This is a genomic window from Paenibacillus piri (genome assembly GCF_004354045.1).
Classification (GTDB): domain Bacteria; phylum Bacillota; class Bacilli; order Paenibacillales; family NBRC-103111; genus Paenibacillus_S; species Paenibacillus_S piri.
The window spans coordinates 416,450-429,513 of record NZ_SMRT01000002.1; the positions used below are offsets into that span (position 1 = coordinate 416,450).

General features: G+C 53.5%; 13 protein-coding genes. 7 read left to right on the top strand and 6 right to left on the bottom strand.

Annotated elements, in window-relative coordinates:
* Positions 1-141 precede the first annotated feature (141 nt).
* The 3 genes from E1757_RS06705 to E1757_RS06715 form a co-directional block, all read right to left on the bottom strand.
* Positions 142-2,064, bottom strand: coding sequence for a glycosyl hydrolase family 18 protein (locus E1757_RS06705; RefSeq protein WP_165971985.1), 1,923 nt, complete (start codon positions 2,062-2,064; stop codon positions 142-144).
* 183 nt (positions 2,065-2,247) lie between these two features.
* Positions 2,248-2,523 carry a YxcD family protein gene (locus E1757_RS06710; protein ID WP_133226068.1) on the bottom strand — a complete coding sequence of 92 codons (276 nt, stop codon included), beginning with the start codon at positions 2,521-2,523 and terminating at the stop codon, positions 2,248-2,250.
* Between the two features lie 30 nt (positions 2,524-2,553).
* Positions 2,554-2,991: a hypothetical protein gene (locus E1757_RS06715; RefSeq protein WP_133226069.1), complete on the bottom strand. Its 438-nt coding sequence runs from the start codon at positions 2,989-2,991 to the stop codon at positions 2,554-2,556.
* Positions 2,992-3,157: 166 nt separating this feature from the next.
* Between E1757_RS06715 and E1757_RS06720 the strand changes: the two genes are divergently transcribed.
* The 4 genes from E1757_RS06720 to E1757_RS06735 all read left to right on the top strand — a co-directional run bounded on the left by E1757_RS06720 (position 3,158) and on the right by E1757_RS06735 (position 6,641).
* Complete coding sequence (locus tag E1757_RS06720; protein ID WP_133226070.1) at positions 3,158-3,694, top strand: DUF309 domain-containing protein; 537 nt, start codon at positions 3,158-3,160, stop codon at positions 3,692-3,694.
* Positions 3,691-4,434 (top strand): response regulator transcription factor, encoded by a 744-nt coding sequence (locus E1757_RS06725; RefSeq protein WP_133226071.1) that lies wholly within the window; start codon positions 3,691-3,693, stop codon positions 4,432-4,434. Before E1757_RS06720 ends, E1757_RS06725 begins: the two co-directional genes overlap by 4 nt.
* On the top strand, positions 4,427-5,872 hold the full coding sequence (locus E1757_RS06730) for a sensor histidine kinase (RefSeq protein WP_133226072.1): 1,446 nt from the start codon (positions 4,427-4,429) through the stop codon (positions 5,870-5,872). Before E1757_RS06725 ends, E1757_RS06730 begins: the two co-directional genes overlap by 8 nt.
* Before the next feature lie 136 nt (positions 5,873-6,008).
* Positions 6,009-6,641, top strand: a complete 633-nt coding sequence (locus E1757_RS06735) for a hypothetical protein (RefSeq protein WP_133226073.1) — start codon at positions 6,009-6,011, stop codon at positions 6,639-6,641.
* A 268-nt stretch (positions 6,642-6,909) separates the two neighbouring features.
* On the opposite strand, the gene E1757_RS06740 is transcribed toward E1757_RS06735, so the two are convergent.
* Together E1757_RS06740 and E1757_RS06745 are read right to left on the bottom strand one after the other, a co-directional pair.
* The gene (locus E1757_RS06740; RefSeq protein WP_133226074.1) at positions 6,910-7,473 is read right to left on the bottom strand and encodes a beta-class carbonic anhydrase; all 564 of its coding nucleotides are present in this window, start codon (positions 7,471-7,473) and stop codon (positions 6,910-6,912) included.
* Between the two features lie 106 nt (positions 7,474-7,579).
* Positions 7,580-7,909, bottom strand: a complete 330-nt coding sequence (locus E1757_RS06745; RefSeq protein WP_133226075.1) for an iron-sulfur cluster biosynthesis family protein — start codon at positions 7,907-7,909, stop codon at positions 7,580-7,582.
* Between the two features lie 111 nt (positions 7,910-8,020).
* On the opposite strand from E1757_RS06745, the gene E1757_RS06750 reads away from it, so the two are divergent.
* Positions 8,021-9,541, top strand: a complete 1,521-nt coding sequence (locus E1757_RS06750; RefSeq protein WP_133226076.1) for a carboxypeptidase M32 — start codon at positions 8,021-8,023, stop codon at positions 9,539-9,541.
* 230 nt (positions 9,542-9,771) lie between these two features.
* On the opposite strand, the gene E1757_RS06755 is transcribed toward E1757_RS06750, so the two are convergent.
* Positions 9,772-10,776, bottom strand: coding sequence for an ABC transporter substrate-binding protein (locus E1757_RS06755; protein ID WP_133226077.1), 1,005 nt, complete (start codon positions 10,774-10,776; stop codon positions 9,772-9,774).
* A gap of 216 nt (positions 10,777-10,992) precedes the next feature.
* On the opposite strand from E1757_RS06755, the gene E1757_RS06760 reads away from it, so the two are divergent.
* A complete protein-coding gene (locus tag E1757_RS06760) occupies positions 10,993-12,006 on the top strand; it encodes a FecCD family ABC transporter permease (protein ID WP_133226078.1) in 1,014 nt (337 codons plus the stop codon).
* The gene (locus tag E1757_RS06765; RefSeq protein WP_133226079.1) at positions 12,003-13,040 is read left to right on the top strand and encodes a FecCD family ABC transporter permease; all 1,038 of its coding nucleotides are present in this window, start codon (positions 12,003-12,005) and stop codon (positions 13,038-13,040) included. The genes E1757_RS06760 and E1757_RS06765 overlap by 4 nt, the downstream gene beginning before the upstream one ends.
* Positions 13,041-13,064: the final 24 nt, after the last annotated feature.

Here is a 13,064-nt window from a genome sequence, read left to right on the forward strand (position 1 = left end):
TCGCACTAACGGCTACAGCATGCGCACGCGATATCGCACTACAACAGCCAACCGCTATGCTTAAATGCAATGTAATCGCATCACGCACAAAAGCCCGGCACCTCCATCATATGGAAGTGTCGGGCTTTTAACGTACAGCCGTTATTTTTGCTGCAGCATCATGTTCCACAAATCAGCCGCATCGTAGCCGAGCCGCCATACGGCCACTCCGGCGAGATCATACTTTTTGGCAAGCTCGAGCCGGGCTTTCACCGTCGTCTCGTCCTCCAGCCAAAAGACGCGTTTATTGCCGCTATCGGTGTCGGTGTATTCAACCTTGTATTGGCCGAATTTTTCATCGAACGATAAAGCTGCCTTCTTGCTCGAGATGAGCGCTGGCAAGTCCTTCATCAGCAGCGCCCGGTTATCGACCAGCTTGCCGCTGCTGTCCACCTGCCACTCGCGGGCGTAGAACGGTATGCCCATGATCAGCTTGTCGCGCGGAATGCCATACGCCAAAAACTCTTTAATGCCTTCCTCGACCCACTGCAACCCGGCAACGGAGCCCGGCTCCGTACTTCCTTTCCAGTACTGGTCGTAAGTCATCGTGATGATATAATCCACGATCCCGCCCAGCTGTTCGTGATCGTAAGCGGTCTGCGCGTTCCATTTGACGCTGCCCCGCGGGAGATCGACGGAAATGAGCAAACCTTTCGCATGCGCGGCAGCGGTCAAATTTTTCAAAAAGCTTGTATAAGCGGCACGGTCTTTCGCCGCCATGCTTTCAAAGTCAATGTTAAGCCCTTCGACGCCGAGTGCGGAGCCTTTGTCCACCAATGCCTGAATGAATTTCGTTTGCGCTTCGGCATTGGATAGAAATTGTGAAGTGAGCGCCGAGTCAAACTGATTGTTGACAAGCGGCATCACCTTGTGGCCCTGCTTTTGCAGCCAGGCGACGGTATCCTTGTTCGACGTGTCGCCTAAAGTTCCCGAGCTGTCGGCAAGACTGAAATATGTAGGCGACACAACATCAAGCCCGACTGTGTTATTAACCTGACTGCGGATCGTATCATTGCTGGAACTGCCGTTCCAACCCCAGAACTGCAGCTTGCGGAAGTTGTCCCAGATGATCGTGTTGTTATCGAGCAGCCGAATCGATGCATTGCTGTAGCCCATCGCATAGCTGAGCGCATTCGCAATGCTGGAATAATCGGCGATCCTGTTGTCGCCTTGATAAACCTGATAATAAGGATAGTTGGACCAAATGCTTCGTTTCGAATCGGCGGTTATAATTTCCGAATGCGCAAACTGGTTGGCATAATTGATTGAATCGTCAAGATTAAGATAAGCATCCAAATAAGTGCCGTTTTGATAGACTTGATAGTTTTTCACATTGGAAAAAACAACCTTGTTCGACTGACTGTTGACAATCGTGGAGTTGCCCCATTTCAACGATTCGTTGACGGCATCTTCCAAATAGGCGAACGACCAGGCATCGCTAGTATTCGTACCCTGATAGACTTGATAGATTCGCTCACCCGACGAACGCAGCTCGGCCTTGCGCGAAGCGGGAATGTTATCCCATACCCAGGAATGGTCGCGAAGATTGACAATATGAGCGCTGCCCCATCGCTTGGCTTCGTTCACAGCCTCATTCAACGTGGCGAATTCCCAGCTGTCCAGCGTCGCTTCTCCTTGATACAGCCGGTATTTCGGATAGTTATTCCATACCCAGCCGCCGGACTGCAGGTCGCGGACGCTTGCATGGCCCCATTTGGAAGCCTCGCGAACCGCTTGATCGAGCGTGGTAAACTCCCATGACGAGCTGCTTAGCCCGCTTTGGTACACTTTGTAACGGGGGTAATTGCTCCAGAGCCACTTGCGGCTGGCGATATCTTCGACATGGCTGCCGGAAAACTGCTGGGCGTAAGCTTCGGCTGACTTGTAATCTGCGGTTTCCATCAACATTTTATTATCTTGATAGACACGGTATTTCGAAGTTTTATCCGCGGCCATCGCCGTGCCTGAGCTAGACAGCAGAAGTGCCAGGACGGTCGAGATTATTAGGGTGGATCGCTTCAACATAGATCATCCTCTTTCTACTATATCTACTAATATAAACGCAAATAGGGACTGTTAAGTTGCGTAGGAAAATAGTAGAAAGAAGATTTGCCGGCGTTTTGTAGCAAAGCGGTGAACAACTTTCGGTTTTTCGCACGAAAAAAATCCTCTGTCCGTTTGTACGGAGCAGAGGACGGGTATGACCGGTTAATGAATATCCGCGACGATTTCTTCCTCCAGCTGCAGCTGGATCTGATCGCGGAATACGCGCATGTTATGCTGGTTCAGCAAGTAACGTTCAATTGCCTCCAATATATTGGCGGCGATAATAATTTGACTGCGGCCTTCGGCATGCACTTCCGCCGAAAAGCCGTAATCCTCATCCCACATCATCTCCACTTCGACCTGCGTGGGCTGAAGACGTTTTCGTTCGGCCATATGCATACATATGGCATTAATAATTTCCTGCTCGGTTAATCTCATGCTTCGATAACACCCGCCTGATACTAGGAATTAGGAACGTCTCGGTTCTTCGTCCAATTTGCGCTTGTTGCGGAAATACTGCACGATTCGGACGACAACCATAACTAATACCACGATGGCGAGCACATTGACCAACAGACCTAGAATGTTGCCGAGCGCACCCATGTTTCCGAATAAACCGCCGAACAGCATACCGGCCAGACCGCCGATCAGCATGCCTTTCATTAAGCCGCCGCCGAAAAGACCGGGCTTTGCAGCCGTGTTCGGAGTCGTTGCCGAGCTTGGGGCTTTCGAGGCGCTTGGATCCGCCTTGTTGACGCCGCTGTTAGGCGTCTGATTTGTTGTCGTGTTCGAGTTGAAGCTTTTCTTAGGCGCTTTGTACGATTTTGCAGCATCTGCAACACCGACGGCACTAAACGAAAAGGCAATCGTGCACGCCAGCATGAGCATGGATAATTTTTTCCACATTCGTTTAACCCTCCATTTATTATTGTGTAGTAAAAACCCACATACCTTCACTACGAATAATCTGGTCAAAGGTTTCAGTTTTTATCCCTTCTTGATACAATAAGAATATTCATAGCTGGAGCTAGCAAATATTTCACGATTCAAGCATATGCAGAGGCGGGAAATCATGTCGACATATCCTCAAGCTTATATCGATTACTTAATTTATTTTCATGCCGACCGGGATTTTTTCGAATGCCATGAGGTCATGGAACAATATTGGAAAGAACATCCCGGCGACCCATTGTCCCGGGCCTATGTGGGCTGCATTCAGGTTGCCGTATCGATGTACCATCAGCGCCGCGGCAATGTGGCCGGTGCCTTAAAAATGCTGCAATCCGCATTGCTGCTTTTCAGCGATCCGGATCTGGCGCAGCTCGGCATACAGCCGGATGAATTTCGCGCCAGGTTGACGGAACGTCTGGCGCAATTGGAAGGTCCGAATTTTCAATATACGGATTTGAACATTCCATTGGCGGACCCCCGGCTGATCGAGCGGTGCACGAAGGAGTGCGAAGCTAAGGGACGAGGCTGGCAGCGCCCCAGCGATTTGACCGACACGTATTTGATTCATAAGCACACACTGCGGGACCGCAGCCCGGTAATCGAGGAGCGGGAACGGAGCAGGCAGCTGAAAAACGGGACAAAGAGGGGGAAAGCATGAGCACTGTGGCTAAGCTGAAGCTGGGGAAAATCGTCGTCGTGGACGACGAACCGAATATTGTGGAAGTGATTCGGCTGTACCTGGAGCATGCCGGGTATGAACCGGTCATCGCCTATCGCGGCGGGGAAGTGCTGCAGCTCCTGAGAGAGCAGCAGCCGGATTTGGTGCTGCTTGATGTGATGCTGCCCGATTATTCGGGCTTTGAGCTGTGCGGACACATCCGGGGCGAATCGGGCGTTTTGGCGCAGACGCCGATCATCTTCCTGACGGCGAAAGGCGAGTCGATCGACAAGCTGCGCGCATTTAATCTGGGCGTGGACGATTATATCGTCAAGCCTTTCGATCCGAACGAGCTGATCGCCCGGGTTAAAGCGGTGCTGCGCCGCACCCAGATGCAGATCGCCGCAGTCCAAATACCGGCAGAGCCGGACAAGAAGACGCTGCGGATCGGCTCGCTCGTGATTGACCCGTACCAATACCGGGTAACCATGAACGGCGAACGAATAGATTTGACGCCGAAGGAGATCGAGCTGCTCCATTTTCTCGCCTCCAATCCCGGCCGGGTGTACTCCCGCGAGGATTTGCTCGGCTATGTTTGGAACTTCGATTTTAGCGGCGGCACGCGGACGGTCGACGCCCACGTCAAAAACCTGCGCAAAAAGCTGGGGGCGAGTCCGGAGTGGTCTATCCAGACGCTCTGGGGGATCGGCTATTCCTTCGAGGTCGCGCGCCATGCTTAACCGTTGGTACAAAAGCTTTTATATCAAAATATTTTTATCTTTTTTGGTCACCTGTATTTTATTTTTCGTCGGTTTGGCGCTTTTCTGGAACGCATATTTCACGGACTTATTTTATAAGGATAAAAAGGAGCTGCTCTCTTCGAGGTTCGCTGAGGTATCCAAGCTGCTGCCCAATGTGCAGGAGGGGACCATTTCCACCCGCGAGCTGCGGTTCGGCGTCCGGATTATCGCCCGCAGCATCAACGGAAGCGTGTGGCTGGTCGACGGTCAGGGCGTTGTGCTGAACGGCTCCTCCGAGCGCGAGGGCTCCGTCATTCCGAAAGCGATGGATCCTTTATTTATCGAAGGGTTAAAAGGATATTCCGGATTCATCGCCGGACAATACCGGTTCGACCCGCGGGCGAGAGACGGGTTGCTGACCTACTATGCGCCGGCGCAGATGAACGGCCAGCCGATCGTCATTTTCCTGAACGTGCCTGCGGTGGAAGTGAGCGAGGCGCTGGCCGCGGTCCGCTGGAATATCGTAGTGCCGCTGTTGTTTTCGCTCTTGACGGTCGGCATCATCCTGTACATATTGTCGCGCAAGCTCGCCGGACCACTGCAGCAGATGAATAGGGCAGCCCTGGAGGTGGCGGGAGGCGATTTCACGGCGAGGGTACCCATAACCTCGGAGGATGAAGTCGGAGAGCTGGCCAAAAGCTTCAATTTCATGGTCGACCAGTTGGTGCAATGGGAGGATGCCCGGCAGGAATTTCTGGCGAACGTTTCCCATGAGCTGCGCTCGCCGCTGACCTCGCTGCGCGGTTTGATCATCGCCATGAACGATAAGGTGATTCCCGAGGAGCGCTACGGCCATTATTTGAAAATATGCGATTACGAGGTACAGCGGTTGCAGCGGCTTGTCAACGATTTGCTTGATTTGGCAAGAATTCAAAACGGGATGGATGTGTTCCGGACGCGCCCGCTGCTACTTCAGGAGAAAATCGGGGAAACGCTGGAGCTGCTCCGTACCGCGATGAACGATAAACGGATCGCGCTTCAGGAACGAATGCCGGACGAGGACGACGAACCGGTCATTGCGGAATTGGACCCGGACCGGTTTGCGCAAATATTGCAAAATCTGCTTTATAACGCCATCCAATTCACTCCCGCCGGCGGCACCATTACAGTAGAGCTGCGATCGGAGGGGGAGCGCGCAGTCATTGTCATTCGCGATACGGGGATCGGAATGGCCGAGGAAGAATTGCACCGCATTTGGGACCGTTTCTACAAGGTGGAGCATTCCCGCGCCTCCTTGTCGGAAGGGACGGGACTCGGCCTGACGATCGTTAAGCATCTGGTTAACGGTATGAAAGGGACGATCGCGGTCACGAGCGAGCTTGGGGCGGGCACCGAATTTACGCTGACCTTTCCTTTGAGCGAAAGCTGGGACTATTGATGATTTTACATATTTTTCACAAATGACACATAATTTCATCAAAGTTTAGGGCTATTCTGACACTAAGCTAAGCTTTGTACGGAGAAGTTATTGCAGCAAGAAAACAAGCGGCGGACGTTGGGATGGAGGGTGGCTCGTGAAAATTGTACGAATGTCGGTGGCAGGCATTGTCATGGCGGGGTTGATAAACGGTTGCGCAGCTTCGGCTACCCAGAAGCCCCTTCCGGTCCAGCCTGTCTCTCCCGCTTCCGTGGTTGAGCGGCAGGACGATTTTCAAAGCAGCCGCGAAAAGGATATGGTGCTGTTGTTTCAAAGCCTGCTGCAAATGAACAAGCGTGAAAATTTGAAAATAAGCGCGGCCCAGGCGGAGAGCCTACTCCCCTTGATTAAAAGAAACAGCAGCGTAGGCGAGCTCGAAACCTCCGATCAAAAGGTGATAACGGCGCTGCTGACCGAAGATCAAAAGCGGTATGTGGATGAATTTTTGGAGGAGACCCGGCTCCGCAAGGAGCAGTTTAAGGAGCTTAAGGAGCAGCAAGGAATCAGCGAGGAAGAACGCGAGCGCATGATCCGCGAATTTTTGTCCAAGCGCGCGCAGGAAAGAGACGGACAGCCGCCGCCGCATCATAATCGCGAGGACGGAGGCGCTCCGGCTCTGCCTGGAGCCGGCGCCGGGCCCGTACCGGCCGGACCGGGCGGCAAAAATATTGAGCAGCAGCTTATCGATCTGCTGGAAGCCAAGCTGCGCAGCCGCGGGGGCGGCAAATAAGCGGGCGCTGCGGCGCCGGCCGTGCAGCGCGATATGCTGGCCCGGGTACAGCCACGGCCGCGCCAAATTGCTCCTTTGCCCGCCGCGCGGCCGGCTGTCGTGCCGAGGCGGGCCCGGATCGCGTCTCCGCCCGCTTGACGCCTTGCCGTCCCCCTCGCTTGCCGCTGCGTCCGCTCCAGCGCCATACCCTAAAAAAACGCAAAGAAGCCGCAAAACCATGATCAGAATGATTTTGCGGCTTCTTTGCGTTAGCTAACCGGCGCTTCCTCTATTCATCGCCGCAGTCGATGACGTCCAGTCGGCCCGTCTCGGGATTAATAATCAAGCCGTGAACAATCAGGCTTTTCGGCAGCAGCGGATGCTTACGAATCAGGTTGACGCTGTTGACGACCGCGTCATGGACATAATCGAATCCGGTCAAAAAATTGTCCAGGTTAATGCCCGCATTGCGCAGCGTGGAGATCGTATCCTTCGAAACGCCGCGGGACTCGGCTTTATCCAGAACGGAGCTCGGATTCAATCCGGTCATGCCGCAATCGTAATGGCCGACGACGAACACTTCTTCGGCGCCCAGCTCGTAGACGGCGACGATGATGCTGCGCATGACGGAGCCGAACTGGTGGGAGACGACTGCGCCGGCATTTTTAATAATTTTGGCGTCGCCGTTGCGCAAATCCATAGCTTTCGGCAGCAGCTCGGTCAGTCTGGCGTCCATGCAGGTGACAATGACCATTTTTTTGTCGGGAAACCGGTTGGTCAGGAACGGTTCGTACTCTTTGGAATCGACGAAATGCTGGTTATGTTCGACAATGCTCGAAAGTAATGTTGACATAGAAAACCTCCGTATTTTTTCTCTTTGGATACTCCTACCCTGGAAGCCCGGAGAAGCTGACGCTCCTTCCGAACGATCCCGTCCGCGCTGCGGTTTATTGTTTAACTCACTGCGCTCTTTTGTCTATTAACCGCATCTGCGCATTGTAAATTTGGCCGTCGCTCTTCAAGATGAAGCTGCCGCGCTTCGGCTCGAAATCCAGAACCATCCGGTCCTCGAAATAAACCTCATGCCTTTTTTCATACACGATCCGATAAGGTGTTCCTTCCGCCCGCAGCTCTTTGTCGGCAGCCTGATCGACAATCCATAATACCGGAACGCCGCTCACGGCGCAGCCGCAGCCCTCCGAATCAAAGACGAGCTTCAGCTCGCCGTCCCCGGGCGCAAAGCGGCTGTTGATCTGCTCGACCGCATGATCGGTAAACGTGATATGCATGTGTACCCTCTCCTTTACATCCATATATTGTACCACAAACGGTATAATATTTGCTTCTCTTTTGCATACACAGTATGATCAAATCAATACGATTGAAAGGAGTGCCTGTCCATGACAACCACCAAGTTGGAGCAAGAGCTGTCACAGTTTAAAGAGCTGCTGAAAAAAATGAAAAGCTATGAGGAAGCGGTTGGCTTGATGTATTGGGATATGCGAACCGGCGCACCTAAAAAAGGGATCCCCGCGCGGTCCGAAGTCGTAGGCGTGCTGTCCGGGGAGCTGTTCAAAATGTCCGTTTCCGACGAAATGGGCGAGCTGCTCGCTTCTTTGTCCGAAGCAGATAAGTTCTCCGCTTTGGGGCGGACCGAGCAAACAATGGTGACGGAATGCAGAAAAGACTACGACCGCAGCAAAAAAATACCGCCGCAAAAATATCAGGAATACGTGGTTCTGACCTCTCAGGCGGAATCCGTCTGGGAAGAAGCGAAGCATGAAGCCGATTACGCCAAATTTCAGCCGTACCTGGAAAAAATCGTGGCAACCAATCTTGAATTTATCGAGCTGTGGGGCTACGAGGGACATAAATACAACACGCTGCTGGACATGTACGAGCCCGGGATGACGGTTGCCAAGCTGGACGAAGTGTTTGGAGCATTGCGTGAAAAGGTCGTACCGCTGCTCGCCTCGATCCAGGCGTCGCCGCATAAACCGGAGTCGGGCTTCTTACGGCAAAACTTCGAGAAAGACAAGCAAAAAGCGTTCAGTTTATACATACTCAAGCAGATGGGCTACGATTTCGAAGCCGGGCGGCTGGACGAGACGGTTCATCCGTTCGCAACGGGTCTTAACCCGGGCGATGTGCGAATCACAACGCGCTATTTGCCTGATGATGTGAACAGCGCCCTGTTTGGCACCATCCATGAGGGCGGCCATGCGCTGTACGAGCAAAACATATCGCCGGAGCTGATCGGCACCCCGCTGTGCACCGGCACATCGATGGGGATCCACGAGTCGCAATCGCGATTCTGGGAAAATATGATCGGCCGCAGCCGGCCGTTCTGGAACCGGTATTACCGCGATTTGCAGGCCAATTATCCGGGCCAGTTCGACCGTGTGGCCGTTGAAGATTTTTACCGCGCGACGAACGAGGTGAAGCCGTCGTTAATCCGGATTGAAGCCGACGAGCTGACTTATAACCTGCATATTATGGTGCGTTATGAAATCGAGAAGGGGCTATTCAGCGGAGCGGTCTCCGTCGCCGATCTGCCGGAAGTTTGGAACGAGAAGTACAAGGACTATTTGGGCGTCGTTCCGTCCAACAACGGGGAAGGCGTCCTGCAGGATGTGCACTGGGCCGGCGGCGCCTTCGGCTATTTTCCATCTTATGCGCTGGGCAATATGTATGCGGCTCAAATGATGCGCACGATCCGCAAGGAGCTGCCTGACTTCGACGGCTTGATCGGGGCGGGCAACCTGTTGCCGATCAAGGACTGGCTGGCGGACAAGGTGTACCGCTACGGCAAGTCGCTCACGCCGACGGAAATCATCACCTCGGTAACGGGGGAAGAGCTGAATCCCGACTATTTGGTGCAGTACTTCGAGCATAAATTCGGCGATATATATAAGTTGTAACGTATAACCATGAGCAGCTTTACCGCGCATGGATAAACGGCTACGCCGTCCTTCGGGAACGAGCGCGTTTATCAAGGCTGTGCGAAACAAAGTATAGAATCACTTTCATTCAACTAACAAAGCCCCGGCACGGCAGCGAATCGTTTCTCGCTGCCGCATGCGGGGCTTTTGGTTTAAAAGCTACTGAAGCGGCCAGCCCGTTCGGGCGCCGGTCATAGGTTAACGGTGAGTCAGGGTTTGACCTCATACAGCTGGTACAGCTCGTCGAGCATCAGATTGGCCGCTCTAACGCCGCCGGCCGTATTCCAGATAGCGTCATCGACCTTGTACACCTTGCCGTTTTTGACCACGTTCAAGTTTTTCCAAAGCGGATCGTTCATCCATTCCTGTTCGGTTTTCGTAGCTTTGCCGTCACCGGTTTCATAGGTAAAGTACAGCATCATATCGGCATCTGCCTCGGGCAGCCGCTCCTTGGTTATTTCTTCAGCGAACGTTTCCTTCGTTTTTAACGTCGGACGCGCGATACCGATTTCCTTAAAAATAATGCCTGTAAACGTATCTTGTAAGTATATTCTCGTCTTGCCGGACATGAACCGGACGACCGATACCGTCTGATTCAGCTTCGGTCCCGCTTTTTTCTTGAAATCCTCGATCCGGCTGTTGAAATCGCTGATAACTTTGTCGCCCTCCGTTTTTTTGTTGACCGTCTCCGCATAGAGGGCAAAGTTGTTTTTCCATTCGCCGCGCAGCGTCTCGGAAAATACGGTTGGGGCGATCGCTTTCAGTTGGTCATAAACTTTCTCCTGGCGCATTTTGTTGCCGATAATCAAGTCCGGCTTCAGGCTGGCGATCAGCTCGATATTCGGCTGGGATTCCTCGCCAAGCACCGTAACGCCTTCCATATCCTTTTTAATATGCTCGTACCATGGATTGCCGGTAAACGATTTGACTGCGCCGACCGGTTTGATACCGAGAGCCAGAAGCGCTTCCGTACCTTCATTGGTCAAAATAACGACGCGTTTAGGGGTGCCCTTCAGGACGGTTTCTCCCATGGCATGCTTTATCGTTCGCGACGCTTCCGCGGATGCGCCCGCGGCTCCATTGTCCGGCTGAGCGGCATTCGAACCGCCTGTCGCCGATTGTCCGCATGCGGCCGTCAGCATAACCATCACCATCATGACAGCGAGCCAAGACCCGTTTCTGAATTTACGTTTGTTGAAAAAAGTATGCAGCATCTATAAAGCCTCCCGGTTCCTATATGTATCGTGATAATGATTCTCATTACCAATAAGAATCTTAATCAATTTTTCGCAGTCTGTCAATGTCCAATTTAGAAATGGCTAAAATGAAAATGATTTTCAAAGTCATTGACAATTGATAATGATTCTCATAGAATAAGGAAGGAAAATAAAAGGAAAACTAGCGGACAATTTCGTCGATCTGAGGTTAGTATGAACGCATTATTACTCTCGCAGCAAAGCAAAGTCATCGGACTTATCATTTTCGTCCTCTTATGTGCTCTATTTATGGTCTGCAGCGTGATGTTCGGAGTGACAACTTATTCATGGAGCACGGTTGCCGATGCCTATTTGCATTTCAACGGCTCCAACGAACATCTTATCATTCAATCGTCGCGCGTGCCCCGCGCATTGATTGCGGCGACCGTTGGCGCGAGCCTGGCGGTGGCAGGCGCATTGATGCAGGCGGTAACGCGCAACCCGCTGGCTTCGCCCAGCCTGTTCGGGGTTAACGCAGGCGCGGCATTCTTTATCGTCCTGGCCGTCAGTTATTTGGAAACGATGGCCGAGCGTATCCCGCTCGTCTGGATCGCCTTTGCAGGCGCGGCTGTCAGCTCGGGCATCGTTTATTTGATGGGATCGCTCGGCAGGGACGGGATGACGCCGGTTAAAATTACGTTAGCCGGGTCGGCCGTTACGGCGTTTTTTTCGTCGCTGACGCAGGGCATCCTGCTGACGAACGGCAAAGCGTTCGATCAGGTGCTCGTCTGGCTGGTCGGTTCGGTGGCGGGCCGTGAGCTGCACATGCTGGCTTCGGTAGCCCCGTATATCGTGACGGCTCTGATCGGCGCTCTTCTGTTGTCGCCTCATATGAATGTATTGTCGATGGGGGATGACGTGGCGAAAGGACTCGGACAGCGGACCGCATACGTGAAATGCGCCGCCGCGGTGGTCATTATTGCGCTTGCCGGCGGCTCTGTCGCTACGGCCGGGCCGATCGTTTTCGTCGGGATCATCATTCCGCATATTGCGCGTTATTTGGTCGGCCCCGATCACCGTTGGCTGATTCCTTACTGCGCGGCGCTGGGAGCGCTGCTCCTGCTGACGGCGGACCTTGGCGCACGATTTATCGCGATGCCGAAGGAAGTGCCGGTAGGCGTTGTCACAGCATTGATCGGCGTTCCTTTCTTTGTGTACATAGCGCGCAAGGGAGTGGAGCGTAAATGAGTAAATATACCGCATTTCGGGCAGGTAAAGTTTCTTTTCTTATAAGCAAAAAAACCGTCTGGAGCATCGTCATTTTAACTGCCGCGACTTTGGCTCTTTTCATTATTAGTACAGGCGTCGGCTCGGTGCGGATATTGCCGCTCGACGTCATTAAGGTGCTGATCGGCGCAGGCGAACAGACGCACGCCGTCATCGTGCAGACGCTGCGGCTGCCGCGGATGATCATTGCGGTGCTGGCCGGCAGCGCGCTGGCCGTATCCGGCGCGATCCTGCAGGGCATGATCCGCAATCCGCTCGCTTCGCCGGACATTGTCGGCATTACCGGAGGCGCGGCTCTCGGCGCCGTCAGCTTTTTCTTCTTCCTTGGCGACAAGGTCAGCATTCATTGGCTGCCGCTCTGCGCGATCGCCGGGGCTTTTATATCTACACTGCTGATCTATACGCTCGCCTGGAAGCATGGAGTATCGCCGCTTAGGATGGTCATGATCGGCATCGGCATGTCGGCGGCATACAGTTCCGTTTCGTATATGCTGATGATTTCGGGGCCGATTATATTGGCCAACAAATCGTTAACGTTTATGACCGGCAGCATTTACGGCGTTTCATGGGAAAAGGACGTCTGGGTGCTGACCCCTTGGATCATCGTATTGATGCCGATCGCGCTGCTCCTGGCCAGGGAAGTTAACGCGCAGGAGCTGGGGCAGGAGATCGCCGTCAGCATCGGCAGCGTCGTGCAGCGCAACCGGTTTTTGCTGCTGATGATTAGCGTAGCTTTGGCCGGGGCGGCCGTTGCCATCGGCGGCGCCATCAGCTTCATCGGCTTGATGGCGCCGCATATCGCGCGCAAGCTCGTCGGTCCCGCCTTTGGCGGCGTGCTGCCAGTATCCGCGCTGATCGGCGCCCTCATTTTACTGGCGGCCGATTTGGCAGCGCGCACCTTATTCAGTCCGCTCGACATACCTGCGGGGGTATTTACCGCTGCAATCGGCGCGCCATTTTTCATGTACTTGTTATACCGGAACCGACAAGCCTGATGAACCCGATGAATCTATGAGGAG

Bases quoted from the DNA above. Each gene is read 5' to 3' on its own strand.
- E1757_RS06705 (WP_165971985.1), bottom strand. From the start codon at position 2,064: ATGTTGAAGCGATCCACCCTAATAATCTCGACCGTCCTGGCACTTCTG.
- E1757_RS06710 (WP_133226068.1), bottom strand. From the start codon at position 2,523: ATGAGATTAACCGAGCAGGAAATTATTAATGCCATATGTATGCATATG.
- E1757_RS06715 (WP_133226069.1), bottom strand. From the start codon at position 2,991: ATGTGGAAAAAATTATCCATGCTCATGCTGGCGTGCACGATTGCCTTT.
- E1757_RS06720 (WP_133226070.1), top strand. From the start codon at position 3,158: ATGTCGACATATCCTCAAGCTTATATCGATTACTTAATTTATTTTCAT.
- E1757_RS06725 (WP_133226071.1), top strand. From the start codon at position 3,691: ATGAGCACTGTGGCTAAGCTGAAGCTGGGGAAAATCGTCGTCGTGGAC.
- E1757_RS06730 (WP_133226072.1), top strand. From the start codon at position 4,427: ATGCTTAACCGTTGGTACAAAAGCTTTTATATCAAAATATTTTTATCT.
- E1757_RS06740 (WP_133226074.1), bottom strand. From the start codon at position 7,473: ATGTCAACATTACTTTCGAGCATTGTCGAACATAACCAGCATTTCGTC.
- E1757_RS06745 (WP_133226075.1), bottom strand. From the start codon at position 7,909: ATGCATATCACGTTTACCGATCATGCGGTCGAGCAGATCAACAGCCGC.
- E1757_RS06750 (WP_133226076.1), top strand. From the start codon at position 8,021: ATGACAACCACCAAGTTGGAGCAAGAGCTGTCACAGTTTAAAGAGCTG.
- E1757_RS06755 (WP_133226077.1), bottom strand. From the start codon at position 10,776: ATGCTGCATACTTTTTTCAACAAACGTAAATTCAGAAACGGGTCTTGG.
- E1757_RS06760 (WP_133226078.1), top strand. From the start codon at position 10,993: ATGAACGCATTATTACTCTCGCAGCAAAGCAAAGTCATCGGACTTATC.
- E1757_RS06765 (WP_133226079.1), top strand. From the start codon at position 12,003: ATGAGTAAATATACCGCATTTCGGGCAGGTAAAGTTTCTTTTCTTATA.